This is a genomic window from Curtobacterium sp. 18060 (assembly GCF_902706105.1).
Lineage (GTDB): Bacteria > Actinomycetota > Actinomycetes > Actinomycetales > Microbacteriaceae > Curtobacterium.
This window is the reverse complement of sequence record NZ_CACSJV010000012.1, coordinates 1-23,702: the sequence shown is the minus strand read 5'-3', so window position 1 is coordinate 23,702 and position 23,702 is coordinate 1. Positions and strand designations below refer to the sequence as shown.

Sequence of the window (23,702 nt, the reverse complement as noted above, 5' to 3'; positions counted from 1 at the left end):
TGAACACGCAGCGAACGGGGTACGTCATGGCAACCAGCACCATCAGCACGGTCGACGCCGACGTCCGCGCGCACATCGTGGACGTCGCCGACCAGCTGTTCTACGCGCGCGGCATCCAGTCCGTCGGCATGGACGAGATCCGCACGGGCGCAGGCGTCTCGCTGAAGAAGCTCTACGCGGCCTTCCCGGGCAAGGAGCAGCTCATCGCGGCCGTCCTGTCCGGGCGCCACGACCTCTGGGAGCGCGGTGTACACGGTGCGGTCGAGGCGGCCACGACCCCGCGCGACAAGCTGCTCGCCGTGTACGACTTCCTCGAGTCGTGGTTCGGCGACGACACGTTCCGCGGCTGCGGGTTCATCAACGCCTTCGGCGAGCTCGGCGCGACCTCGCCCGCGGTCGCCGAGATCGCCCGCGACCACAAGGACTCGTTCCAGCGGTTCGTGCAGGAGCTCACCGCCGAGGTCGTCGCCGATCCGGACCGTGCCGAGGAACTCGCCGCACAGCTCGCCCTGCTCGCCGAGGGCGCGCAGACCACTGCTGCCATCGCCGGCACCACGGAACCTGCAGCGCACGCCCGCCGTGCCGCGTCGACGCTGATCGACGCCGCCACGGGGCCGTCCCGCTGACCTGGCCGTTCCGGGCGTACCTGGTCGTTCCGGGCGTACCTGGTCGGTTCTTTCGACCAGGTACGCCCGATTCCGCTTTCCAAGCCGGTCGCGATGGGAAGGAACGCACCCACAAGGCGGACTGGGCCCACGCCGCCGGTTCCGGTGCGACGCGCCAGCGGCGCGACGGCCGTGCCGGTGGGGAGAGGCGCGGGGCCAGGCCGCCACGGGCCTCCCGTCCGCCCCGTCGCGGCGCGACGTCCGTAGGGTGGTTGCCATGGCAACCCCGTTCGACGTCCCGAGCACCCTCCCCTACGCCCTGCCGCCCTTCGGCGACGTGCGACTCGAGCACTACCGACCGGCCTTCGAGGCCGGCATGGCCGAGCAGCGCGCCGAGGTCGAGGCCATCGCCACCGATCCGCACGCACCGACGGTCGAGAACACCCTCATCGCCCTCGAGCGCTCCGGGCAGCTGCTGACCCGTGTCAGCCACGTGTTCTTCACGCTGTCGTCGGCGGACTCGACGCCGGAGCTGCACGACCTCGAGGCCGAGGTCTCGCCGTTGCTCGCCGCCCACCGCGACGCGATCACGCTGGACTCCCGGCTCTACGCCCGCGTGCAGTCCGTGCTCGACGGCGCCGCAGCCGCCGGGCTCGAGGGCGAAGCGCTCCGCCTGGTCGAGCGCACCCACGCCGAGATGACCCTGGCGGGTGCCGGGCTCGACGACGCCGGCAAGGAGCGCCTGACCGCGATCAACCAGGAGCTGTCGACGTTCACGACCACCTTCGAGCGCAACCTGCTCGAGGACACCAACGACTCCGCCGTGCACGTGACCGACGAAGCCGAGCTCGAGGGGCTCGACGACGGTGCGAAGTCCGCCGCTGCCGGTTCCGCTGCGGACCGCGGCCTCGAGGGCTGGCTCATCACCCTGCCGCTCTACACCGGCCACCCGTGGCTGCCGTCGCTCGCGAACCGCGACCTGCGCGAGCGGATCATGCGCGCCTCGCTCGCCCGCGGCCGCCGCGGCAACCAGTACGACAACCGCGAGGTCCTGCTGCGCATCGTGCGGCTCCGTGCCGAGCGCGCCGAACTGCTCGGGTTCCCGAACCACGCCGCGGTCGTCACCGCCGACGAGACGGCGAAGACCCCCGAGGCCGTCGACGGCCTGCTGTCGTCGCTCGTCGGCGCTGCAGCCCGGAACGCCGACGACGAGCGGGCCGTCCGGTCCCGCACGGTCGGGTTCGACATCGAGTCGTGGGACTGGGCCTACGCCACCGAGCTCCTGCGCGGGGAGCAGTTCGCCGCGGACAGCTCGGCGCTCCGACCGTACTTCGAGGCCGACCGGGTTCTGCGCGACGGTGTCTTCCACGCCGCGGGTGCCCTCTACGGCCTGACCTTCACCGAGCGCCCGGACCTGCACGGCTACAACGACGAGGTCCGTGTCTTCGAGGTCACCGGCGACGACGACGAACCGGTTGGCCTGTACCTGCTCGACCTGTACACGCGCGACGGCAAGCGCGGCGGCGCGTGGATGAACCCCGTGGTCGAGCAGTCCGAGCTGCTCGGCACGCTGCCCGTCGTGGTGAACAACCTCAACGTCGCGAAGCCGGCCCCCGGGTCACCGACGCTGCTCATCCAGGACGAGGTCGAGACGCTCTTCCACGAGTTCGGCCACGCGCTGCACGGCCTCATCGCCCGCACCACGTACCCCCGGTTCTCTGGCACGAACGTCGAGCGCGACTTCGTCGAGTTCCCGAGCCAGGTGAACGAGATGTGGGTGTCGTGGCCGTCGGTCCTGGCGAACTACGCGAAGCACCACGAGACCGGCGCCCCGCTGCCGCCCGAGCTCGTCCTGGGCCTGAGCGAGTCCGAGGGCTTCAACGAGGGCTTCGGCACCACCGAGTACCTGGCCGCGGCGTTGCTCGACCAGGCGTGGCACCGGCTGTCCTCCGCCGACGCCGCTGCGGTCACGTCCGTCGAGGACTTCGAGCGGAACGCCCTCACCGCCGCCGGTATCGCCGTCGAGGCCGTGCCGCCGCGCTACTCGTCGACGTACTTCGCCCACACGTTCTCGGGCGGGTACGACGCCGGGTACTACGGCTACATCTGGTCCGAGGTGCTCGACGCCGACACGGTCGAGTGGTTCCGCGACAACGGCGGGCTGGACCGCGCGGCCGGTCGACGCTTCGCGGAACGACTGCTGGGCGTCGGGGGCTCGAAGGACCCGCTCGAGGCCTACCGCGACTTCCGCGGCCGTGACGCCGAGGTCGGGCCGCTGCTGCGTCGCCGCGGCCTCGAGTAGGGCCCGGGCGCTTCCGGGCGTACCGCGTCGAATCGGGCGTACCCGGTCGGAACTTCCGACCAGGTACGCCCGATCTCACCTTCCATCGCAGCCGTCATGGGAGGAACCAGACGTCGATCCGCGGGCCGTGCCGACCGCCACACCACGACGAAGCCCCGCACCGATCCGGTGGCGGGGCTTCGGAGCGAACGGAGCGCTACGCCGACTTCTCGACGCGCTTCGCCCGCGGCCGGGGCACGATGGTCGGCGCCGCGTTCTCGAGCACGGACTCGCGGGTGATCACCACGCGGGCGACGTCGTCGTCGGACGGGACGTCGAACATCACCGGGCCGAGGACCTCTTCGAGGATGGCGCGCAGGCCACGGGCACCGGTCTGGCGCAGCACGGCCAGGTCGGCGATCGCTTCGAGCGCACCCTGGTCGAACTCGAGCTCGACGCCGTCGATCTGGAACATCCGCTGGTACTGCTTGATCAGCGCGTTCTTCGGCTCGGTCAGGATCTGCATGAGGGCGGCCTGGTCGAGCTGCGACACCGTGGTGACGACGGGCAGACGACCGATGAACTCGGGGATCAGACCGAACTTGTGCAGGTCTTCCGGCAGGACCTCGGAGTACAGGTCCTGGTGGTCGGTCGCACTGTGCAGCGGTGCCCCGAAGCCGATCCCCCGCTTGCCGACGCGCGAGGACACGATGTCCTCGAGCCCGGCGAACGCACCGGCCACGATGAACAGGACGTTCGTCGTGTCGATCTGGATGAACTCCTGGTGCGGGTGCTTGCGACCACCCTGCGGCGGGACCGACGCGACCGTGCCCTCGAGGATCTTGAGCAGTGCCTGCTGCACGCCTTCGCCGGAGACGTCGCGCGTGATCGAGGGGTTCTCGGCCTTGCGGGCGATCTTGTCGACCTCGTCGATGTAGATGATGCCGGTCTCGGCGCGCTTGACGTCGTAGTCGGCGGCCTGGATCAGCTTGAGCAGGATGTTCTCGACGTCTTCGCCGACGTAGCCCGCCTCGGTCAGGGCGGTGGCGTCGGCGACGGCGAACGGCACGTTGAGGCGCTTCGCCAGGGTCTGCGCCAGGTAGGTCTTGCCGCAGCCGGTCGGGCCGATGAGCAGGATGTTCGACTTCGCGATCTCGATGTCGTCGCGGTCTTCAGCAGCGGTGATCTGCCCCTGCGCACGGATGCGCTTGTAGTGGTTGTAGACGGCCACGGCGAGGGCGCGCTTCGCCGGGTCCTGCCCGATGACGTACTCCTGCAGGAAGTCGAAGATCTCGCGCGGCTTCGGCAGTTCGAAGTCACCGCTCGAGGTGTCCTCGCCGGCTTCTGCCAGACGCTCCTCGATGATCTCGTTGCACAGCTCGACGCACTCGTCACAGATGTAGACACCCGGACCGGCGATCAACTGCTGGACCTGCTTCTGGCTCTTGCCGCAGAAGGAGCACTTGAGGAGGTCCCCGCTCTCTCCGATGCGTGCCATTGCCGTGCCTCCCTGGTTGGACGTGCCGGCCCGCGCACTCGCACCGGCCGCTGGTGCACCGCTGCTGGTGGGCACCTCGTCGTGGACACGAGCCTAACCGCAACCGGTGACACCGACCGTGCGGCGCCGCGGGATTTCGCGCGCGCGTTCGCCCAGGGCGTTCGGGCCTGCTACCGTGATCCAGTCTTCTCTACAAGTTGTAGAAACACCGTCCCGACCATCGAAGGATCCCCATGCAGAAGCGTCTCGCCGTCGGCGGCGCCGTCACCCTCGGCGCCGTGGCCGTCATCGTCCTCGGCACCGCCGGCGCAGCCAGCGCGCACGTGTCCGCGACGGCCACCTCGACCGCCGCGAACTCGTACACCACGGCGACCTTCTCGGTCCCGCACGGCTGCGACGGCTCCCCCACCACGAAGATCGAGTTCCAGGTGCCGGAGTCCGTCATCGAGGTCACCCCCACCGTGAACCCGAACTGGAAGATCACGAAGGCGACCGAGCCGTACACGAGCCCCTCCGCCGCGGCCGACGGAGAGCACGCCGAGGACGCCGCCGAGCGCGTCACGAGCATCACCTACACCGCGAAGACCCCGCTCCCCGCCGACGAGCGCGACACCTTCGCCCTCTCGTTCTCGCTGCCGGACGGCAAGGCCGGCGACCTCGTCGAGTTCCCCGCGATCCAGACCTGCGAGAAGCGCTCGGTCGAGTGGAACCAGGAGCAGCAGGCCGGCGAGGCCGAGCCCGAGCACCCGGCCCCCTCGATCACGCTGACCGCGGCCGAGGCCACGGACGACGACGGTGACCCGGTCGCCACCACCCCGACCGCCGAAGCCGCAGCCGGCTCGACGACCCCTGCGGACCCCGACCTGGTCGGCCGCTTCCTCGGCCTGGGCGGTCTGGTGCTCGGCGCCGTCGCCCTGGTCGTCGCCGTCGCCGGCACGCGTCGTCGGAGCTCCGCCAAGTGACGCAGCGCGGCTCGCGTCGGGCTCGACTGCGGTCCTCTGCCTGGAGGCTCGTGGCCGGGTCCGCCGCGGCCGTCGCGATCGCAGGCGGTGCGGTCCTCGGGCTCGCGGGTCCCGCCAGCGCGCACAACTACCTGATCGCGTCCACCCCGGAGGTCGGCGGCACGCTCACCGCGCTGCCGAAGGCGTTCGAGATCACCACGAACGACAAGCTGCTCGACATCGGCGACTCCGGTTCGGGCTTCGCCTTCCGGGTCGTGGGTCCGGACAGGAAGTACTACGAGGACGGCTGCGTCGACATCGACGGCCCCTCGATGACCACGCCCGCCGCACTCGGCGACTCGGGGAAGTACACCGTCGAGTGGCAGATCGTCTCCGCCGACGGCCACACCGTCTCCGACGAGTACGCCTTCACGTGGAAGGCCCCGTCCGGCTTCTCCGCGGCCTCGGGATCGACCACGCCGCCGACCTGCGCCACCGCGGGAGACGACTCCACCGCGGCCGCCACCACCGGCACCGCCTCTGGTGACACCGACTCGGCCGCGACCGACGCACTCTGGATCGGCGCCGGAGGCGTCGTCCTCGTCGCCGCGGTCGTCGCGGTCCTGCTGCTCCTGCGGCGCCGCCCCGCGCCCGAGACGGACGACACCGAGGACTGACACCGCTGCACGACGAAGGCCCCACACCGATCGGTGCGGGGCCTTCGTCGTTCCTGCTGGTGCTACTTGACGAGCGCCGGCAGGTTCTTGCGGCTGGTGAGGACCTGGTCGATCAGGCCGTACTCCACGGCTTCCTGCGCGGACATGATCTTGTCGCGCTCGATGTCGTGGTTGATCTCCGCCGGCGTCTTGTTGGAGTGCTTCGACAGCGTCTCCTCGAGCCAGGTGCGCATGCGGAGGATCTCCGCCGCCTGGATCTCGATGTCCGACGCCTGGCCGCCACCCTGCTGGACAGCGGGCTGGTGGATGAGCACGCGGGCGTTCGGCAGGGCCAGACGCTTGCCCGGCGTGCCACCGGCGAGGAGCACCGACGCGGCCGAGGCGGCCTGACCGAGGCAGACCGTCTGGATCTGCGGACGGATGTACTGCATCGTGTCGTAGATCGCCGTCATCGCGGTGAACGAGCCACCGGGCGAGTTGATGTACATGACGATGTCGCGGTCGGGGTCCATCGACTCGAGCACGAGCAGCTGGGCCATGACGTCGTCAGCCGACGCGTCGTCGACCTGGACACCGAGGAACACGATGCGGTCCTCGAAGAGCTTCGCGTACGGGTCCTGGCGCTTGTAGCCGTAGGCCGTGCGCTCCTCGAAGCTCGGCAGGATGTACCGATCGGAGGGAGCCGGGACGTTCTGCGCGCCACCGAGCATTGGGAGATGCATTCTCGTTTCCTTTTCTTCGGTGGGGGTCAGGACTGGGCGTCGGGGTCGGCAGCCGCGGTCGGCGTCGCGCCGTCACCGACGGTGCCACCACCGCCGACGACCTCGGCCGACGAGGCACGCAGGTGGTCGACGAAGCCGTACTCGAGGGCTTCCTGCGCGCTGAACCAGTTGTCGCGGTCGTTGTCCTTGAGGACCTGCTCGATCGACTTGCCGGTCTGCTCGGCCGTGAGCTCCGCCATGCGCTGCTTCATGTCGAGGATGACCTTGGCCTGCGTCTGGATGTCGGCAGCGGTACCGCCGAACCCGCCGGACGGCTGGTGCAGCAGGACGCGGGCGTTCGGCGTGATGTAGCGCTTGCCCGGCGTGCCGGAGGACAGCAGGAACTGTCCCATCGACGCGGCCAGGCCGATGCCCACGGTGACGATGTCGTTCGGGACGAACTGCATCGTGTCGTAGATCGCCATGCCGGCGGTGATCGAGCCACCGGGCGAGTTGATGTAGAGGTAGATGTCCTTCTCAGGGTCCTCGGCGGCGAGCAGCAGCAGCTTGGCTGCGATCTCGTTCGAGTTGTCGTCGCGGACCTCGGAGCCGAGCCACACGATCCGGTCTCTCAGAAGGCGGTCAAAAACACTGGGGTTCAGTGTTGCTTCGGCCATGGAAAAGCTCCCGTTCAGTTGTCGCTTGTTGTCGAACTTATCGGTTGCAACGCACCACTTCGCGTGTGTTCGCCGACAGCAATGCGGTGGTGCGGAAAACACGAGACGGGAGGCACGGTGCCAGCTGGCACCGTGCCTCCCGTCTGTATCGCCGGTGGCGTCGAGTTCGTTACTCGGCGTCCTCAGCAGGGGCCTGCGCGACGCCCGCCGTGAAGGCGGACAGGTCGACTGCGTCGCCGTTGGTGTCCTTGACGGTCACCTTCGACAGGACGGTCGCGACCGCCTTCGAGCGGGCGACCTCGCCGACCATGCCGGGGATCTGGCCGTTCTGGTCGATGACCTTGATGAACTCGGCCGGCTCCATGCCGTACTGCGCAGCAGCCTGGATGAGGTACTGGGTCAGTTCCTCCTGGGAGACCTGGATCTCCTCCTTCTCGGCGATGGAGTCGAGGAGGATCTGCGAGCGGAAGGCCTTCTCGCTGGACTCGGAGACCTCCTTGCGGTGCTCGTCGTCCTCGAGGCGGTTCTCCTGCTCGAGGTGACGGTGCACCTCGTCCTCGATGAGCTGCTCCGAGATCGGGATGTTGACGTCCTCGATGAGCTTCTCGACGAGCTTGTCGCGAGCCGCGGCGCCCTGACCGAAGGTCTTGGACTTCGCGATCTGCTCCTTGAGGTCTGCCTTGAGCTCGTCGATCGTGTCGAACTGGCTGGCGATCTGGGCGAACTCGTCGTCGGCCTCGGGGAGCTCGCGCTCCTTGACGGCGGTGACGGTGACGGCGATCTGGGCGGTCTCGCCCTCGCGGTCGCCACCGACGAGCTTCGACTCGAAGTTCGTCGACTCGCCGGCGGTCAGGGACTCGAGCGCCTCGTCGATGCCCTCGAGCAGGTCGCCGGAGCCGATCTCGTAGGAGACGCCGGTGGCCGAGTCGACCTCGTCGTCGCCGATGCTGGCGGTCAGGTCGATCTGCGCGAAGTCGCCGGTCTTCGCCGGACGGTCGACGGTCACGAGCGTGCCGAAGCGGGTGCGCAGGTTCTGCAGCTCCTCTTCGATCTCGTCGTCCGACACCTCGACGGCGTCGACGGTGAGCTCGTACGCGGAGTAGTCCGGCAGGTCGAACTCGGGACGGACGTCGACCTCGAAGGTGAGGACGAGGTCGCCCGCGAAGTCGGCGAGGTTCGGCAGTTCGGCGACGTCGGCCTCGGCACGGCCGAGGATGCGCAGCTCCTGCTCTTCGACCGCCTGGCGGTAGAAGTTGTCGATGGCGTCACCGACGGCGTGGTTCAGGACCTCGCCACGGCCGACGCGCTGGTCGACGATCGCCGGCGGGACCTTGCCCTTGCGGAAGCCGGGGATGTTGATCTGCTCGGCGATGTGCTTGTACGCGTGGTCGATGCTCGGCTTGAGATCTTCCGGCGTCACGTTCACGGTGAGCTTGACGCGGGTGTCGCTCACCTTGTCGACGGTGCTGGTGGCCACGGGATGTTCTCCTGTTGGTTGACGTTCGTGTGGTCGATGGTTCTCGAGGACCTGGTCGGGGCGACAGGAGTTGAACCTGCGACCTCCCGCTCCCAAAGCGGGCGCTCTACCAAGCTGAGCTACGCCCCGTTTGACTGGGCCAGGGTGTCCGCGCGCGCCGAAGGGCGCATGCGACGCCGATGAGTCTAGCGGTCCCCCGGTGCGCGGTTCCCGGGAGGGACGTCACTCGTCCGCTGCGGCGCGTCGCAGGCCGTTGCGCCACCGCACGCCGACCACCACCTGGACCCCGAGCGCCGCGACAGCGAGCACGATGCCGACGACGATCCGCCACACGTGCAGCAGGGCGTGCGCGGGCTGCGACTGCGGATCGCCGAACAGCTCCGGGCGCATCGAGAACACGATCGCGGCGAGGACCACCAGCGCGTAGGAGACCACGCGCGACCAGCGGATCGTGCGCTCGGCGCCGGCGTCCGGCTTGGGGATGACGCGCCCTGGCATGTCGTGCTCGTTCGTCCGGTACTCGTTCGTCCGCTACGATGGTCGGGCTGCGACACGTGCGCAGCGCGGGGATGTAGCTCAATGGTAGAGCCCCAGTCTTCCAAACTGGCCACGCGGGTTCGATTCCCGTCATCCCCTCTCTCGTTCCTCCCTCTGTCTACGGTCGCCGCACGGTGCAGTGTTCTCCGGCCCGTGCACGGTTGCTTGCTCAGTGCGAGGTTGTTCCGGCGCACCGAGCGATCAACGTCGCACGAGGCGAACACGCGCGCACCGTGCGTCGTCAGGGACTGCCGAGTTCGAGCGTGATCTGCGGGGCGTCGCCGAGTTCCACCCGGGCACGCTTGCGCTCCGCCGCACGCAACGGCACGAGGTACCCGCCGTCCTTCGGGAACAACGAGGTGGTCCAGGTCACGGCGCCGATCGTCACCCGGGCAGGGATCACACCCCAGCCGTAGGTGAGCATCGGCGCGAGGTCGGCGATGACCTCGGCGGCGTCCGGCGGCACGACGGCGAAGAAGAACGGTGACGGGCCGCGCCACTCGATCACCTCACCGCGGAACTCGAGCTCCATGTCGCGATCGTACGGCCGCGTCGTCGAGCGCGCCGGACCGGGTTCCGATCTCGGTCCGTGACGGTTCCGGTTCACGATCACCGGGATCTGCGAACCGGAACCGTCAAGCGCGAGGAGGAACTGGTGCCTCCTCGGAGCCAGCGGGACGTGGACGACGGAAGCGCCCCGTGTTTCCAGGCCGGAACCGGGGAGCACGGGGCGCGAGCCGCCGTCGGGACGGAAGGGTCAGCGGTACGACGCGGCCTGCCCGTAGAGCTGCTGCGTCATGGCGGAGACGTAGGCGGACTTGTCACCTCCCGGCAGGTTGTACGTCATGAAGACGCCGTACCCGTCCGCCTTCGTGCGCTGCGCGAGCGACACCGCCGTCGACTGCGAGGTGTTCTGGATGTCCACCGCGGCAGCGGACAACCTGGACTTGTCGAGTCCCGGGATCGACGGCGCCGAGTACGTGCCGTAGTAGGGGTTCCAGGCGTAGTCGAGCTTCGAGCCGATGGTGCTGCTCGACGACGACAGTGAGGACGAGGCCGGGCCGATGTCGTAGAACGAGATGAGCTTGCCGGGCATCTGGGCACGCAGCGCGGTGATGAGCCAGCCGATCGACTGCTGGTTCGGCTGCGGGGTGCCGTTCGCGCCGTAATCGGAGTACTCGTCGTCGAGGTCGACGCCGTCGAGTCCGTACTTCGACACGGTGGCGGCGATCTGGGACGCGAAGTCCGACGCCGCGGCCTGGGTCGGGAAGTTGGCGATGCCCGCACCCTGGTGGTTGCCGAGGACCGACAGCGACACCTTGATGCCCTTCGCCTGCAGCGGCTTGATCTGCGTGGCGGCGTTGTCGAGGGTCGCCTGCACCTTGTCGTTGTTGACCAGAACCGCCTTGGAGCCGTTCCAGTTGATGTTCGCCGCGAAGATGATCGCGACGTCGAAGGCGTTCGCACCGCCGGACAGCGTGTAGCGGCCGACGTTCGCGAGCTGGTCGTTGTTGACCTCGACGTAGGCGATGCTCGTCGGCCCCGACTTCGTCGCGGCGGCAGTGCCGGCGGCGGCTGCAGCAGCGGTCGGTGCTGCGGTCGCGGCTGACGGCACCAGTGGCGCCGCCACCATCGCGGCGATTGCCGCCACGATCCCGAACTTCATGGACTTCTTCATGACACTCCTCTTCGAGTGATGAACCGGCCGGCGGTCGCCGACCGGGGTCTCAGACGCGCGGGAACCGGAAGGTCCGCACCTCGTACGCGTCGACGGCGAACGACGACGCATCCGTGTCGGTCAACGGCTCTTCGAGCAGGGTGACCTCGGAAGCCGGTCCGAACGGCCCGTCGACCTCGATCCCGCCGGTCCCCCGCCGCCCCACCGGCTCGTACACCCGCACGACCAGGTCGCCGGAGCGGTCGTCGGCGAGCTTGACGCTCGACAGCACGACCCCGCCGGACACCCGCACGAGCGGCGCGAACCCGTGCGCCCCGATGAGGGTCCGCGCGCCGGCGTTCATCCGGACGCCCGCCGCGGTGGCCCCGAGCTGGTCGGTCCCGATGACGATCCCGTACCGGTGTGTCTGCACGCCCTGGTCGGTCTCAGGGTCGGGGAACCGCGGTGCGCGCAGTAGGGACAGCCGCACGGTGGTGGTGACGTGCCCGTCGACGGCGTCGCGGGTGGTGTCGAACCCGTGGATCGAGTCGTTCACGAGCGCGACGCCGAAGCCCGGCTCGGACACCAGCACGTAGCGGTGCATCGACGTCTCGAACTTCGCGGCCTCCCACGAGGTGTTCGTGTGGGTCACCCGCTTCTGAGCCCCGAACTGCGTCTCGGCGACGGTGTGCTCAGCGCGGACGTCGAGCGGGAACGCGACCTTGAGGAACTTCTCGGTCTCGTGCCAGTCGGTTGTCTGGTCGAACTCGAGCGTGCGGGAGCCCGGTGCGAGGACGATCTCCTGCCGCACGGTCGAGTCACCGAAGGACCGCGACACGACGACCCGGGCGACACCGGCGTCGTCGACCGAGGCCTCGAGCGACGAGACGTCCACCAGGTCCTCGACCCGGTTCCGGTAGTACCGGTCGACGTCCCACGCGTCCCACATGTTCGGGAAGTCCTGGTGCAGCTGCAGCAGGTTCGCGGCCTGCCCGGCGGCGATCGCCTCGCGCCCGCTGGCCAGGTCGACGGCGCTCGTGACGAGTCCCTGGTCGGTGACCGTCACCCGCACCAGCTCGTTCGCCAGCACGTACCCGCCGTCCTGCTCCGTCAGCGTGACAGCGGTCGGTTCCGCCACGTCGGTCGCCAGGACGGCGCCCTGCGCGGGTGCGCCGGCCTGGAGGAACGGGGCCGGGTTGACGACGACGGCCGCATCTCCGGCACCGGCGAGCGCCGAGAGCGCCTGGCCGATGATCGCGGTCAGCGCCGCGGCCGTCTCGGCGTACTTCGCCTCGGCTTCGCGGTGCACCCAGGCGATCGAGGTGCCCGGCAGGATGTCGTGGAACTGCTGGAGCAGCACCTGCTGCCACAGGGCGTCGAGCTCGTCGTACGGGTAGGCGAAGTCGCTGCGTGCGGCGGCGGTCGTGGCCCAGAGCTCGGCCTCGATGAGGAGCTGTTCGCACCGGCGGTTGCCCTGCTTGGTGCCGTGCTGGCTGGTCAGGGTGGCGCGGTGCAGCTCGAGGTACAGCTCCCCCACCCACACCGGCGGGTCCGGCAGTTCGGCCTTCGCGCGGTCGAAGAACGTGTCCGGGTGCTCCCACCGGACCTTCGCGCTGCCCTCGAGGTCGGCGAGGCGTGAAGCCGTGCCGGTCATCTCGCGGGTCGTGCCGCCGCCGCCATCGCCCCAGCCGACCGGTGCGATCGAGCCCGTGGCGAGCCGGTTCTCACGGAACTGGCGGGAGGCCTTCGCGACCTCGCTGCCGGACAGGCGCGAGTTGTAGGTGTCCATCGACGGGAAGTGCGAGAACACCCGTGAGCCGTCGATGCCCTCCCACAGGAACGTGTGGTGCGGGAACTTGTTGACCTGGTTCCACGAGATCTTCTGCGTGAAGAACCACTCGAAGCCCGCACGGCGCATGAGCTGCGGCAGCGCCGGCGAGTACCCGAAGCTGTCCGGCAGCCAGACGCCCTTGGGCCGGATGCCGAACTCGCGCTCGAAGAACCGCTGCCCCTGCGAGAACTGGCGGACGATGCTCTCGCCGGTCGGCATCACGGTGTCGGACTCGACCCACATGCCGCCGATCGGCAGGAACCGGCCGGCCTCGACGGCGGCCTGCACCCGGGCGTAGACCTCGGGCCGGTGCTCCTTGATCCAGGCGTACTGCTGCGCGCTCGACATGCCGTACAGGAAGTCGTCGGTCTGGTCGATGAGCTCGGTCATCGTCGAGGTGGTGCGGGCGACCTTGCGGATCGTCTCGCGGACCGGCCAAAGCCACGCGGAGTCGATGTGGGCGTGGCCGATCGCCGAGATCGTGTGCGCGGAAGATTCGGCGGGGGCGGCGAGTACGTCGGCGAGCGCCGCACGCGCGTCACCCGCGGTCGCAGCGATGTGCTGCAGGTCGAGTCGGTCCAGCGCGTCGTCGAGGGACTGCAGGATCCGCATCCGTCGCGGTCCCTCGGGCAGCTCGGCCTGCAGTTCGAGCAGGACGTCGATGTCGAGCGCGAGTTCGTGCACCTCGGACTCGAAGACGGCGAGGTCCATCCGGCGCGAGGTGTACAGCCGCTTCGACGACGAGGTCTGGATGTCGCCCTCGTGCGTGACGAGGAAGGGGTGGTAGTCGAGCAGGACCGGGTTCGACGCCGCCTCGACGAAGAGCTCGATCGTCTCCCCGCCCTCGGCCCGTTCCGTCAGCAGCACCCACTGGTTGCGCGGGTTGATCGACTTCACCGGCGTGCCGTCGGCCAGGTACACGAGGCCCTCGCACTGGAACCCCGGCATGTTCTTGTCGAACCCGAGGTCGATCACGGCCTCGACCCGGCGACGGGCCCACTCGGCCGGCACCGTCCCGGTCAGCCGGAACCACGTCGTCCCCCAGGCCGCACCCCAGGGTGTGCCGACCTCGTACGGCGTGAACTCGAGCGCGAGTCCCTGCGCCGGCGGGATCGGCTCCCCCGGCAGCTCGTGCCAGGCGGTCTCCAACGGCACGGCGGTGGCGTGCACCGCCGGCGTGATGCGCTCGTCGAGGACCCGGCGGGCCCGTCCGGTGGTGAGGGGGATGTCGTCGTGCATGGGGGCTTCCAGGGTCGGGGCGTGGGCGCGGGTCAGCGCGTGGTCGCGGGGTGCGCGACGCGGATGGAGGTGGAGTCGAGCTCGGCGGGCACGTCGACGCAGCGGTCGATGCCACGGGCGGCGAGCATCCCGGTGTCGCCGAGCCGGGAACGCAGGACGACCTGCGGGCCGCGACCGTCCGGTTCGGCCGACGCGACCGCGAGCCAGGCGGCGGCGAACCGCCCGCCGGGGGCGCAGTCGGCACGCATCCCGTGTCGGTCCGAGCCGTCGGGCAGCACGTCGTCGAGCACGAGCGCCGTGGCCGGCGGCGCAGCAGCGGTGTCGGTGGCGCCGGACCGTGCGACGGCCGCGAAGGCCTCTCCCGCGGGCTTGATCCGGCCGTCGTTGGTGAAGAGCCCGAGGTCGTACTCGAGCTCCGGGAAGTCGGCGAGCGACCTGGCGACGTCGTGCGAGCACCACCACGTGACGCCGAGCACCTCCTGCGCCCCGAGCACGTGCCGGATGGTCTGCTCGGTGAACGAGGCGGCGTCCTCCGGGGCGACGACGTTGGTGGGCGCCCCGACTTCCTGCAGCCAGTTCGGCCGTGCGGGGTCGCGGTTCCACGCGGCGGCGAGCTGGAGCAGGTACTCCCCGTGCCGCACCGATCCCGGTCCGAGTGCGCCGTGCAGGGCCGCCGAACCGTTGAACACCCACGAGTGCGTGACGGTGGCGTCACCGTGGTCCGCCGCGTGCTCCGGTCCGAACGGCTGCGCGTCGTCGTACCAGGCCGCGTCGTACTGCGCGACGGTGACCAGCGGCCGTGGACGCGACCCATTGCGGGACAGAGCCGGCGCGGACGAGTCGAGCCGGGCCTCCAGGCCGGACGAACCTGCCGAACCGGACGGACCGGACGCGAGCCCGGACCGCGCCGCGGCGACCATCGCCGCCGCCCACGCGTGCCCCTGCTCCGCCGTGATGTCGTGCGGGGCGGGGTGCGGCGCGTGCGCGAACTGGTTCACCTCGTTGCCGATGGTGATGCCGAGCAGGTTCGGCTTGTCCGCGACCGCTGCGGCGAGCGCCCGGACGTACGCCGCGGTCGACGCGACGACGTCCGGGTCGGTGAACATGTTCCGACGGTGCCAGCTGTCCAGCCACGAGGGCACGAAGTCGAAGCTCGACAGGTGCCCCTGCAGGGCGTCGACGTTGACGTCGAGCCCGAACGAGCCGGCGATGTCCACGACCGTCGCGACGTCCTGCAGTGCCGACGCCCGGATGAGGGTGCGGTTCGGCTGCACCACCGGCCAGAGCGGGAAGATCCGCACGTGGTCGGCGCCGAGCGAGGCGATCGCCTCGAGGTCCCTGGCGGTGTCCGACGGTGAGAAGTCGAGCCACGAGTGGAACCAGCCGACCGAGGGCGTGTAGTTGACCCCGAAGCGCATCAGCCCTTCACACCGCCCTCTTCGACGCCCTTGAAGAAGAAGCGCTGCAGCACGGCGAAGATCACGGCGATCGGGATGAACGCGATCATGGTGCCGGCGGCGATCATGCGCTGGTCGGTCGCGAACGTGCCCTGCAGGTACTGCAACCCGACGGTCAGGGTGAGGTTCTCCGGCGACTGCAGCACGATGAGCGGCCACAGGAAGTCGTCCCACGCCCCGATGAACGAGAAGATCGCGATGACGGCGATGGTCCCCTGCACGGCGGGCAGCGAGATGTACCGCAGCCGCTGCATCGCGTTCGCACCGTCCATCACCGCGGCCTGGTCGATCTCCTCGGGGATCTGCCGGAACGCGTTGAACATGAGCAGCACGTTGAGTGCGGCGATCATGCCGGGCAGGGCGACGCCGACCAGGTTGTCGGCGAGGCCGAGGTCCTTGACGGTGACGAACTGCGAGATGATCGTCGCCTCGCCCGGGAGGACGAGGGTCGCGAGGAACAGTCCGAGCACGAGCTTGCGGTGCCGCCACTGCAGCCGCGCCAGGGCGAAGCCGGCGAGGGTCGCGAAGACGATGTTGCCGAACACGTCGATCGCGGCGACGAGCAGCGAGTTGCCGATGTAGCGCCACACCGGGATCGCGGCGGCCACCTTGAGGTAGTTCTCGATGGTCGGCTCGGTCGGGATGAACGACGGGTTCGCGGTGTAGATGTCCTCGCCGGCGCCCTTGAGCGAGGTGGACAGCTGCCACAGGAACGGGCCGATCGTGATGAAGAGCACCACGATGAGCAGGCCGTAGCGCACGACCTTCTCGCGGGTGGACATGACACCCCAGACCGCGCGACGGCGCTTGCGTCCGTCTCGTCCGTCTCGTCCGTTCGGCCGGGAGGCCCGTCCCGCGTCCGTTGCGCCCGTCACGTCCGGCGTCGGGCTGGCTGCACCGCGCGCCCCGCCCAGGGCGGGTTCGGTGGTCGTCGTGTTCGTCACTTGTCCGCCTTGCTGTTCATCCGCGCGAGGGCGAGCATCGGGATCAGCGTCACGACGAAGAGCAGGAGGCTCAGGGCGGACGCGTAGCCGAGGTTGCCGGTGAAGCCGCGGGCGTACTGCTGGATGAGCATGACGAGCGAGTTGTCCTGCCCGCCGGGTCCACCGGTGCCGTTGGTGAGGATGTAGAGCTCGCTGAACACCCGGAGCGCGGAGACGCACACCAGGATCCCGACGAGCGTCATGGTGCCGCGGACCCCCGGCATGGTGACCGACCAGAACCGGCGCACCGATCCGGCGCCGTCGAGGGCGGCCGCTTCGTGCAGGTCCTTGCCGACGTTCCCGAGGGCCGCGAGGAAGATGATCATGTAGTAGCCGAGGCCCTTCCAGACCGTCAGGCTGATCGCGCTGAGGAGCAGCAGCCACCGGTCGGTCAGGAACGGGACGCTGCCCTGCACGACGCCGAGCGCCTGCGCCATCTCGTTGATGACGCCGCGGTCGTCGAGGATCCAGGTCCAGATGAGTCCGACGACCACGGCCGACGCGATGACCGGCGTGTAGAACGCCGTGCGGAAGAACGCGATCCCCGGCAGCTTCTGCTGGACGAGCACCGCGATGAGCAGCGGCAGCACGGTCAGCAGGGGCAGGCAGATCGCCATGTAGATGACGCTGTTGAGCAGCGCCTCCCACACCTGCGGATCGGCGAGCAGGGTCTCGAAGTTCTTGAGCCCGACCCACTGGCTCACGCCCCCCAGCGGGCTGGCGTTCGTGAACGACAGCCGGACGGTGTTGATCGACGGCCAGAGGCTGAACGCGACGAGCCAGACGAGGGCCGGCAGGACGAGCAGCCAGGGCGTGAACCAGCGGTTGGCGCGCATCAGCCGTTGGCCAGCAGGCTGTTCATCTTGGTCTGGGCCGTCTGCAGCGCCTTCTCCGGCGCGACCTGGCCCTTCATGGCGAGGGCGATCTGCTGGTCGAGGAAGTCCGTCATCGCGGAGTTCGCCTCGACCGGGTTGAGGACCTTCGCGGTCTTCAGGGCCTCGTTCGCCAGGACACGGGCCTCGCCGTTGACGGTGCCGTCGTCCTTCGAGAAGTACGGGTCGGACTGCGACGACGTGGTCGACGGGAAGATGTTGACCTTGTGCGCGAACGCCTCTTGGTTCTCCGCGTTCGTCATGAACTTCGCGAACGCCTCGGCGGTGGCGAGGTGCTTCGACTTGGCGGACACCGACAGGCCCTGCACGTAGAGCGGCGGGGTGTCGAGGGCCGGGCTGACGGTGACCTTGCCCTTGAGCGACGGGTTGTTCTTCTCGAAGTCGGCGAGCGAGGTGGCGCCGCCCGTGGTCCAGGCGACCTTCTGCTGCGTGAACAGGGTGGAGTTGCCGAGGTAGTCGCTGTTCAGCACGTTCGAGGGCATGTAGCCGTCCTGGTATGCGTCCTTGTAGCGCTCGATCAGGTCGGCGGCCTTCGACGAGTCGGCGAAGGTGAACTTCGTGCCGTCCGCGTTGAGGACCTTCACGCCGGCCAGGGTGAAGTCGCCGAGACCGGGCTTCCGGCTCATCAGGTAGTCGGTCGGGCAGTTCTCGTGCATGGTCTTCGCCTGCGTGAACAGCTCGTCGGTGGTCTTCGGCGGGTTCTTCGCGTCGAGGCCGCACTTCGCGAACATCGTCGCGTTCCAGTAGTCGACGTCGGTGTTGAGGTACCAGGGGTAGCCGAACGTTCCGTCGACGCCCTTGTACTTGTAGGAATCGAGCGCGCCGGCGACGTACGTGCTCGCGAGCTTCGTGTCGTCCTTCGCGACGTCCTGCAGGAACCCACGCTTCGCGAGCGGCAGGGCGATGTCCGGCGGCAGGTTGATGACGTCGGGCAGCGAGTTCGACGACGCCTGGCTGAGCACCTTGTCGGCGTAGCCGTCGCCTGGCTGGTCCTGCAGCTTGACCTTCGCGTCGGGGTGGGCCTTCTCGAAGTCGGCGATCACCCCGTTCAGGTAGCCCGTGTACGTCGGCGTGAGCGCCCACGTCTGCAGCGTGATCGACCCGCTGATCTCCCCGCTGCCGGTGTCGGCCGCGTTGCCGCCGCTCGAGCAGCCGGTCAGGACGAGTGCCGTGGCGGCAGCTCCTGCGAGCAGCGCTGCGGCGCGGCTCCTCGTCGCACGTGTGGTGGTCCTCATGGCGTCTGACTCCCTCGTCATCCTGCGTGGTCATCGTGCTGAACCGGTTCAGTTCCTGTCCCTGAACCCGCTTGTGGCAGTGACTATGGAGGACTAAAACGCTATAGTCAAGCCCGTGGCCACGAACCGTCGAACGACGATCTCCGACATCGCCGCGCGTGCCGGCGTGTCCGTCAGCGCGGTCTCGTTCGCCCTCAACGACCGCCCCGGCGTGTCCGACGAGACCCGCGAACGCGTCCGCGCGATCGCTCGCGAACTCGACTGGCAACCGCACACCGCAGCGCGCGCCCTGGGCGGCGCGAAGGCTGGCTCGATCGGCTTCGTGCTGAACCGGCCGGCCCGCACGCTCGGCACCGAGTCGTTCTTCGGCGACCTGATCTCCGGCATCCAGCTCGGGCTCGCCGGCACCCACGTCGGGATGAACCTGCTCGTGGCACGCGACGCGGCCGAGGAACTCGAGACCTACCGGGCCTGGTGGCGCGGGCACCGGGTCGACGGCGTCGTCGTCATCGACCCGCGGCGCGACGACGACCGGCTCACCCTGCTCGCCGAACTCGGCATGCCCACGGTCGTCGTCGGCTCCCACCCCTCACCCGAGGGCTCCGCACCGAGCGTGTGGATCGACGACGGCGACGCGACCGACACGGTCCTGCGGTACCTGCACGCGCTCGGGCACCGGCGCATCGCGCACGTCGCCGGGCGCCCCGAGTTCGAGCACACCGCCATGCGGATCGGCCGCGTCCGGGCCTTCGCGGCGACCGAGGGGCTCACGGACGCCGTGTCGATCCCGACCGACTACTCGGCCGAGGCCGGCGCGAGCGCGACCCGGACCCTGCTGTCCCGCAGCAGCCGACCGACGGCGATCGTGTACGACAACGACGTCCTGGCGGTCGCCGGACTCGGGGTCGCGAGCGAGATGGGCGTCGCCGTGCCGACCGACGTCTCGATCGTGTCGTTCGACGACTCGGCGATGATCCAGCTCGTCCGGCCGTCCATCACCTCGCTGACCCGCGACACCGTGGAGCTCGGGCAGCGCGCGGCGACACTCCTGCGAGCGCAGATCGACGCCACTGCACCGCTGGCGTCACGGCCCGGACCACCACTGACCTTGAGCGTGCGGGAATCGACGGCGCGCGCGCAGCCCTGACCGCTCCCCGACACGCCGAGCGGCACGTCGGCGTCCGTCCACGGCGCGCGGCGGACTTGACTCCCGTTCGAACACACGTTCGAATACCGTCGTGGGACGGCGTCGCGAGAACCGGTGGCAGCCCCCGGAGCACCCGGAGGTCGAACGTCCGCGCGCCTACTCGCTCTCAGAGGACGCCCGCGGGCCCGACGTCTGCCACGCCGTCACCCCCGTGCCGGTCTGGGCGTGGATCCAGTTCCCGACCTTCCACGTCCGGGTGAAGGCCTTCGCGAAGAGCTGGACCCGCGATGCCGTCATGGTCGAGTGGGCCCAGTTCGGACAGCAGGCGGACGCGTGGGTGTGGCGGTCCGCCGTGAAGCACCGCACCCTGCGCGCCGACCAGGCGGAGCGCGCGATGCGGAGTCCGCAGAACGCAGCGCGTTGACTTCTGCTCGCACCCCGAGGATGGTTTGTCGAACACCGGTTCGGCAAGTAACTCACTGATCGAGGCATTCGTTCGAGTGTCGCTCCGGGACGAGGAGGCACCATGAAGAACACAGCGGTGCCGTCCTGGGTCGCCCACGTGCTCACCCCGCCCGAGGTCATCAGCGCCTACGTCGAGGCCCGGGTCAACGATCCGGCCCTGCTGTCGGGCGAGCACACGGAACCCACGTACGCCGACTTCCTCGGCGACGAGTAGACGGTCGTTCAGCGGCGTCGGCGGCGCGCGGACAGCGTGACGCCGACGCTCGCAGCGGTGACGCACACCAGCGCCACCGTCTCCAGCACGGACAGCCCCTCGCTGAGCACCACGAGACCGGCCAGCGCGGCGATCGCCGGGCCGAGACTCTGCAGCACGCCGAACACCCGCGTCGGCATCCGCCGCAGCGCCAGCATCTCGAGGGCGTAGGGCAGCACGCTCGACAGCACCGCGACCGCGCCGAAGACGAGCAGGAGCAGGGGTTCGCGGGCCACGCCGTCGACCGCGGACGGGAGCCCGAACGGCAGCGACACGAGCATCGCGACCACCATCGACACCACCAGGCCGTCGACACCCGGGATCGCGGCGCCGACGTGCCGGTTCATCACGATGTAGCCCGCCCAGCACGCCGCCGCGAGCACGGCCCAGACCACGCCGCCGACCTCGGTCACGGCGCTCGGGCCGACCCCGAGCAGCACGACGCCGGCGAGCGCCAGGGCGGCCCAGAGCGCGTCCCGCCACCGTCGGGTGTGCACGAGGGACAGGGCGAGCGGGCCGAGGAACTCGATCGTCACCGCGACGCCGATCGGGATGGTCGCGAAGGCCAGGTAGATGAAGACGTTCATCCCGCCGAGCGCCAGCCCGAGGCCGACCGCGCCGAGCCACTGCGCGCGGGTCCAGTGCCCGATGCGAGGACGGACGACCAGCGCGAGCACCACCGCGCCGATGACGAGCCGGAGCGTCGCGGCCCCGACCGCGCCGACGTCGTCGAAGTGGGTCTTCGCGATCGCGGCCCCGAGCTGGACGGACACCATCGCGGTGAGGGCGAGCAGCGGAGCCGGGATCCGGTCGGTACCGCGGGCCTGGTTCATCCGCGGGACCGGCTCATCCGAGGTAGGCGAGCACGGCGAGGACGCGGCGGTGGTCCTCGCCGGTGTCCTCGAGCGCGAGCTTGCCGAAGATGCTCGACACGTGCTTCTCGACGGCGCCGGTGCCGATGACGAGGGCACGGGCGATGGCCGCGTTCGTGCGACCCTCGGCCATCAGGCCGAGCACGTCGCGTTCGCGCGGGGTGAGCGCGGCGAGTGGGTCGCGCCGCCGGCTCATCAGCTGCGTGACGACCTCGGGGTCGAGCACGGTGCCACCGGCCGCGATCCGACGAACGGCGTCGTCGATCTCCTCGAGCCGGGTGACGCGGTCCTTGAGCAGGTAGCCGATGCCCGTCGCACCGGCGGCGAGGACGTCTTCGGCGTAGGTGGCCTCGACGTACTGCGAGAGGAGCAGGACCCCGGTGCGCGGGGCGATCCGGCGGGTCTCGACGGCGGCGCGGACGCCTTCGTCGGTGAAGGTCGGCGGCATCCGGACGTCCATGACGACGACGTCGGGAGCGCCGTCCGGCAGCGTCGCGAGGAACGCGCGGGCGTCGGCGTACTGACCGATGACGTCGATGCCGGCTTCGTCGAGCACGCGGGCCAGGCCCTCGCGCAGCAGGACGGCGTCGTCGACGACGACGGCCCGGATGCGTGCTGCATCCGGGCCGTCTGTCATGCCGACCAGCCTAGTGGGAGCGCGGGCGCTCCCGTGCGGTCACGACCGCGGGTTCGCCGTCGTGGGGACGCCGTTCAGGGCACCGAGCGGGATCCGCGCCGTGGCCTCGGTCGGGCCGCCCTCGGGGCTCGCGACGACCAGGTCGCCGTCGAGCGCGCGCATCCGGCCGATCAGGCCCTCGATGCCGTGGCCCTGCTGGGGTCGTGCTCCGCCGCGGCCGTCGTCGGTCACGCTGACGGTCAGGTACCAGAGCCCGGAGGCGTCGACCACGAGGCCGAGGTACACCCCGGCGGTCGTGGCACCGGCGTGCTTCATGGTGTTCGTCAGGAGCTCGCTCACCGTGAAGTACACGTTGCGCTGGATCTCCGTCGCGAGCTCGAGGCCCTCGGGCAGGCGGACGTCGAGGCCGACCGGGATCGGGGTGCGGGCGACGAGCGCTTCGAGGGCCGCCACGAGCCCGCGGTCGAGCAGGATCGGCGGGGCGAACCCGCGGGACAGCGCACGCAGTTCGTCGAGGGCGTCCTGCGCGTGCTCGGAGGCCTCGCCGATCAGCTGCTTCGCCTTCTGCGGGTCCTTCTCGAACGCGCGTTCCGCTGCCGACAGGTCCATCCGGAGCCGCACCAGGCGCTGCTGGGGGCCGTCGTGCAGGTCGCGCTCGATCTGGCGCAGGGCCTGACCCTCGGCGGTCACGGCACCGGCACGGGAGGCCTGGAGTCCGGCGACGCGCTGCTCGAGCTGCTCGGCACGGAACCCGCCGAGCAGACCGAAGTCCACCCAGTAGTGCGCGATGACCGAGCCACGGGCCCAGAGCGGGAACAGCACGACCGAGGCGGCCATCGACAGCAGTCCGAGGAACCCGAACCCGACGACGGAGGTCATGTCCCACCCGAAGTACTGCGCGCTCAGGCCGTTCGCGAACGCGACCACCGCGAGTCCGACGGGCCAGAGGAACCCGGCGAGCAGCAGGACGCCGGCGCCCACGGTGAAGAGCGCGACGAGCGGGTAGACGACCGCTGCGTGCAGCAGGTAGAGCCAGTAGTGCGGGTTGGCGACCGCGGAACCGGTGCGCGTCCACCAGTTCTGCTGCCAGCGGGGCGTCCAGTCCACCGGGCGGATCGGACGCCGGTCGGCCCATCCGATGCGGAGCTTCTCGAACTGTCCGAGCCACCGCGCCACGAACAGCGCGATGAAGAACATCAGCAGCACGAACGGGTTGAACAGGTCGCGGAAGCCGCCGCCGAAGATCGCCGCGGGGAACGCGAAGTAGAGCGTGCAGAGCAGCACCCCGGTCAGGGCCATGTAGCCGAAGTCGCGAGGCAGGCGCTTCCACGACTCGCGGTAGAACGCGCCGGCGGTCATGCCGGAGCCCGCACTACCGCCCCGGCCGCCACCCGGCGCCGATCCGTTCGGCGGGGTCGCTCCCCACGACGCTGGCGGCGTCTGCTGGTCGTGCTGTCGCGGGTACTGCGGCATCGGCTTGGTGGCTCCAGGTGGGACGGAGTCGCCCAGCGGGACGGTCTGGGCCTGGTCGGGCGAGGGCGTGACGTCGTCCAGCGGGACGGTTCGCGCCTGGTCGAGGCGGTCGGTGTCGGTCATGACTCCAGCCTCGCGATCACGGGGCCGTTCCCCCATCCTGCCC

The 23,702-nt window shown here is 69.9% G+C and carries 22 protein-coding genes and 2 tRNA genes; 8 read left to right on the top strand and 16 right to left on the bottom strand.

Features of this window, described 5'->3' with window-relative positions; all coding sequences use genetic code 11:
• Window positions 1-26: 26 nt before the first annotated feature.
• Both GVL05_RS08225 and GVL05_RS08220 read left to right on the top strand, forming a co-directional pair.
• A complete protein-coding gene (locus tag GVL05_RS08225) occupies window positions 27-626 on the top strand; it encodes a TetR/AcrR family transcriptional regulator (RefSeq protein ID WP_132099662.1) in 600 nt (199 codons plus the stop codon).
• 256 nt (window positions 627-882) lie between these two features.
• Entirely contained in the window at window positions 883-2,907 is a 2,025-nt protein-coding gene (locus GVL05_RS08220) for a M3 family metallopeptidase (RefSeq protein ID WP_159572760.1), read from the top strand.
• A 196-nt stretch (window positions 2,908-3,103) separates the two neighbouring features.
• On the opposite strand, the gene clpX is transcribed toward GVL05_RS08220, so the two are convergent.
• A complete protein-coding gene (clpX, locus tag GVL05_RS08215; protein ID WP_111084519.1) occupies window positions 3,104-4,384 on the bottom strand; it encodes an ATP-dependent Clp protease ATP-binding subunit ClpX in 1,281 nt (426 codons plus the stop codon).
• A 233-nt stretch (window positions 4,385-4,617) separates the two neighbouring features.
• On the opposite strand from clpX, the gene GVL05_RS08210 reads away from it, so the two are divergent.
• A complete protein-coding gene (locus tag GVL05_RS08210; protein WP_159572758.1) occupies window positions 4,618-5,346 on the top strand; it encodes a YcnI family protein in 729 nt (242 codons plus the stop codon).
• 50 nt (window positions 5,347-5,396) lie between these two features.
• On the top strand, window positions 5,397-6,002 hold the full coding sequence (locus GVL05_RS08205; RefSeq protein ID WP_235035910.1) for a copper resistance CopC family protein: 606 nt from the start codon (window positions 5,397-5,399) through the stop codon (window positions 6,000-6,002).
• Window positions 6,003-6,064: 62 nt separating this feature from the next.
• On the opposite strand, the gene GVL05_RS08200 is transcribed toward GVL05_RS08205, so the two are convergent.
• The 5 genes from GVL05_RS08200 to GVL05_RS08180 all read right to left on the bottom strand — a co-directional run bounded on the left by GVL05_RS08200 (window position 6,065) and on the right by GVL05_RS08180 (window position 9,355).
• Entirely contained in the window at window positions 6,065-6,724 is a 660-nt protein-coding gene (locus GVL05_RS08200) for an ATP-dependent Clp protease proteolytic subunit (protein WP_111075987.1), read from the bottom strand.
• Window positions 6,725-6,750: 26 nt separating this feature from the next.
• On the bottom strand, window positions 6,751-7,380 hold the full coding sequence (locus GVL05_RS08195) for an ATP-dependent Clp protease proteolytic subunit (RefSeq protein WP_111084515.1): 630 nt from the start codon (window positions 7,378-7,380) through the stop codon (window positions 6,751-6,753).
• Between the two features lie 169 nt (window positions 7,381-7,549).
• Window positions 7,550-8,857, bottom strand: a complete 1,308-nt coding sequence (tig, locus tag GVL05_RS08190; protein WP_159572754.1) for a trigger factor — start codon at window positions 8,855-8,857, stop codon at window positions 7,550-7,552.
• A 52-nt stretch (window positions 8,858-8,909) separates the two neighbouring features.
• A tRNA-Pro gene (locus tag GVL05_RS08185) sits at window positions 8,910-8,986 on the bottom strand.
• A gap of 93 nt (window positions 8,987-9,079) precedes the next feature.
• Window positions 9,080-9,355 carry a hypothetical protein gene (locus GVL05_RS08180; RefSeq protein WP_123293976.1) on the bottom strand — a complete coding sequence of 92 codons (276 nt, stop codon included), beginning with the start codon at window positions 9,353-9,355 and terminating at the stop codon, window positions 9,080-9,082.
• 67 nt (window positions 9,356-9,422) lie between these two features.
• Here GVL05_RS08180 and GVL05_RS08175 point away from each other — a divergent pair.
• Window positions 9,423-9,493, top strand: a tRNA-Gly gene (locus tag GVL05_RS08175).
• Window positions 9,494-9,635: 142 nt separating this feature from the next.
• On the opposite strand, the gene GVL05_RS08170 is transcribed toward GVL05_RS08175, so the two are convergent.
• The 7 genes from GVL05_RS08170 to GVL05_RS08140 all read right to left on the bottom strand — a co-directional run bounded on the left by GVL05_RS08170 (window position 9,636) and on the right by GVL05_RS08140 (window position 18,689).
• On the bottom strand, window positions 9,636-9,926 hold the full coding sequence (locus tag GVL05_RS08170; protein WP_123673347.1) for a DUF1905 domain-containing protein: 291 nt from the start codon (window positions 9,924-9,926) through the stop codon (window positions 9,636-9,638).
• A 225-nt stretch (window positions 9,927-10,151) separates the two neighbouring features.
• Window positions 10,152-11,072 (bottom strand): endo-beta-N-acetylglucosaminidase H, encoded by a 921-nt coding sequence (locus tag GVL05_RS08165; protein WP_159572749.1) that lies wholly within the window; start codon window positions 11,070-11,072, stop codon window positions 10,152-10,154.
• 49 nt (window positions 11,073-11,121) lie between these two features.
• Complete coding sequence (locus tag GVL05_RS08160) at window positions 11,122-14,121, bottom strand: glycoside hydrolase family 38 C-terminal domain-containing protein (protein ID WP_159572747.1); 3,000 nt, start codon at window positions 14,119-14,121, stop codon at window positions 11,122-11,124.
• 32 nt (window positions 14,122-14,153) lie between these two features.
• Window positions 14,154-15,539 carry a cellulase family glycosylhydrolase gene (locus tag GVL05_RS08155; protein ID WP_159572745.1) on the bottom strand — a complete coding sequence of 462 codons (1,386 nt, stop codon included), beginning with the start codon at window positions 15,537-15,539 and terminating at the stop codon, window positions 14,154-14,156.
• The gene (locus GVL05_RS08150; RefSeq protein WP_159572743.1) at window positions 15,539-16,360 is read right to left on the bottom strand and encodes a carbohydrate ABC transporter permease; all 822 of its coding nucleotides are present in this window, start codon (window positions 16,358-16,360) and stop codon (window positions 15,539-15,541) included. Before GVL05_RS08150 ends, GVL05_RS08155 begins: the two co-directional genes overlap by 1 nt.
• Before the next feature lie 158 nt (window positions 16,361-16,518).
• The gene (locus GVL05_RS08145) at window positions 16,519-17,397 is read right to left on the bottom strand and encodes a carbohydrate ABC transporter permease (protein ID WP_111084508.1); all 879 of its coding nucleotides are present in this window, start codon (window positions 17,395-17,397) and stop codon (window positions 16,519-16,521) included.
• Window positions 17,397-18,689: an ABC transporter substrate-binding protein gene (locus GVL05_RS08140; RefSeq protein WP_123293981.1), complete on the bottom strand. Its 1,293-nt coding sequence runs from the start codon at window positions 18,687-18,689 to the stop codon at window positions 17,397-17,399. The genes GVL05_RS08145 and GVL05_RS08140 overlap by 1 nt, the downstream gene beginning before the upstream one ends.
• A gap of 115 nt (window positions 18,690-18,804) precedes the next feature.
• Here GVL05_RS08140 and GVL05_RS08135 point away from each other — a divergent pair, with 115 nt between their 5' ends.
• From GVL05_RS08135 to GVL05_RS08125, 3 genes are all read left to right on the top strand, one after another.
• Window positions 18,805-19,836, top strand: a complete 1,032-nt coding sequence (locus tag GVL05_RS08135; protein WP_123938866.1) for a LacI family DNA-binding transcriptional regulator — start codon at window positions 18,805-18,807, stop codon at window positions 19,834-19,836.
• A gap of 91 nt (window positions 19,837-19,927) precedes the next feature.
• Window positions 19,928-20,260 (top strand): hypothetical protein, encoded by a 333-nt coding sequence (locus tag GVL05_RS08130; protein ID WP_123293983.1) that lies wholly within the window; start codon window positions 19,928-19,930, stop codon window positions 20,258-20,260.
• A 102-nt stretch (window positions 20,261-20,362) separates the two neighbouring features.
• Entirely contained in the window at window positions 20,363-20,515 is a 153-nt protein-coding gene (locus GVL05_RS08125) for a hypothetical protein (protein WP_159572741.1), read from the top strand.
• A gap of 8 nt (window positions 20,516-20,523) precedes the next feature.
• Here the strand turns inward: GVL05_RS08125 and GVL05_RS08120 are convergent, their stop codons facing one another.
• From GVL05_RS08120 to GVL05_RS08110, 3 genes are read right to left on the bottom strand one after another with little or no spacing between them, the layout of a single operon-like run.
• Window positions 20,524-21,387, bottom strand: a complete 864-nt coding sequence (locus GVL05_RS08120; RefSeq protein ID WP_131878496.1) for a DMT family transporter — start codon at window positions 21,385-21,387, stop codon at window positions 20,524-20,526.
• Between the two features lie 13 nt (window positions 21,388-21,400).
• Window positions 21,401-22,063 (bottom strand): response regulator transcription factor, encoded by a 663-nt coding sequence (locus GVL05_RS08115; protein ID WP_111084503.1) that lies wholly within the window; start codon window positions 22,061-22,063, stop codon window positions 21,401-21,403.
• A 39-nt stretch (window positions 22,064-22,102) separates the two neighbouring features.
• Complete coding sequence (locus GVL05_RS08110; protein ID WP_123293985.1) at window positions 22,103-23,659, bottom strand: sensor histidine kinase; 1,557 nt, start codon at window positions 23,657-23,659, stop codon at window positions 22,103-22,105.
• Window positions 23,660-23,702 lie beyond the last annotated feature (43 nt).

What these genes read in the sequence shown, in the direction of transcription:
- GVL05_RS08225 (WP_132099662.1), top strand. Translation starts at nt 27, where the DNA reads ATGGCAACCAGCACCATCAGCACGGTCGACGCCGACGTCCGCGCGCAC.
- GVL05_RS08220 (WP_159572760.1), top strand. Translation starts at nt 883, where the DNA reads ATGGCAACCCCGTTCGACGTCCCGAGCACCCTCCCCTACGCCCTGCCG.
- clpX (WP_111084519.1), bottom strand. Translation starts at nt 4,384, where the DNA reads ATGGCACGCATCGGAGAGAGCGGGGACCTCCTCAAGTGCTCCTTCTGC.
- GVL05_RS08210 (WP_159572758.1), top strand. Translation starts at nt 4,618, where the DNA reads ATGCAGAAGCGTCTCGCCGTCGGCGGCGCCGTCACCCTCGGCGCCGTG.
- GVL05_RS08200 (WP_111075987.1), bottom strand. Translation starts at nt 6,724, where the DNA reads ATGCATCTCCCAATGCTCGGTGGCGCGCAGAACGTCCCGGCTCCCTCC.
- GVL05_RS08195 (WP_111084515.1), bottom strand. Translation starts at nt 7,380, where the DNA reads ATGGCCGAAGCAACACTGAACCCCAGTGTTTTTGACCGCCTTCTGAGA.
- GVL05_RS08180 (WP_123293976.1), bottom strand. Translation starts at nt 9,355, where the DNA reads ATGCCAGGGCGCGTCATCCCCAAGCCGGACGCCGGCGCCGAGCGCACG.
- GVL05_RS08170 (WP_123673347.1), bottom strand. Translation starts at nt 9,926, where the DNA reads ATGGAGCTCGAGTTCCGCGGTGAGGTGATCGAGTGGCGCGGCCCGTCA.
- GVL05_RS08165 (WP_159572749.1), bottom strand. Translation starts at nt 11,072, where the DNA reads ATGAAGAAGTCCATGAAGTTCGGGATCGTGGCGGCAATCGCCGCGATG.
- GVL05_RS08160 (WP_159572747.1), bottom strand. Translation starts at nt 14,121, where the DNA reads ATGCACGACGACATCCCCCTCACCACCGGACGGGCCCGCCGGGTCCTC.
- GVL05_RS08155 (WP_159572745.1), bottom strand. Translation starts at nt 15,539, where the DNA reads ATGCGCTTCGGGGTCAACTACACGCCCTCGGTCGGCTGGTTCCACTCG.
- GVL05_RS08150 (WP_159572743.1), bottom strand. Translation starts at nt 16,360, where the DNA reads ATGTCCACCCGCGAGAAGGTCGTGCGCTACGGCCTGCTCATCGTGGTG.
- GVL05_RS08145 (WP_111084508.1), bottom strand. Translation starts at nt 17,397, where the DNA reads ATGCGCGCCAACCGCTGGTTCACGCCCTGGCTGCTCGTCCTGCCGGCC.
- GVL05_RS08140 (WP_123293981.1), bottom strand. Translation starts at nt 18,689, where the DNA reads ATGAGGACCACCACACGTGCGACGAGGAGCCGCGCCGCAGCGCTGCTC.
- GVL05_RS08125 (WP_159572741.1), top strand. Translation starts at nt 20,363, where the DNA reads ATGAAGAACACAGCGGTGCCGTCCTGGGTCGCCCACGTGCTCACCCCG.
- GVL05_RS08120 (WP_131878496.1), bottom strand. Translation starts at nt 21,387, where the DNA reads ATGAACCAGGCCCGCGGTACCGACCGGATCCCGGCTCCGCTGCTCGCC.
- GVL05_RS08115 (WP_111084503.1), bottom strand. Translation starts at nt 22,063, where the DNA reads ATGACAGACGGCCCGGATGCAGCACGCATCCGGGCCGTCGTCGTCGAC.
- GVL05_RS08110 (WP_123293985.1), bottom strand. Translation starts at nt 23,659, where the DNA reads ATGACCGACACCGACCGCCTCGACCAGGCGCGAACCGTCCCGCTGGAC.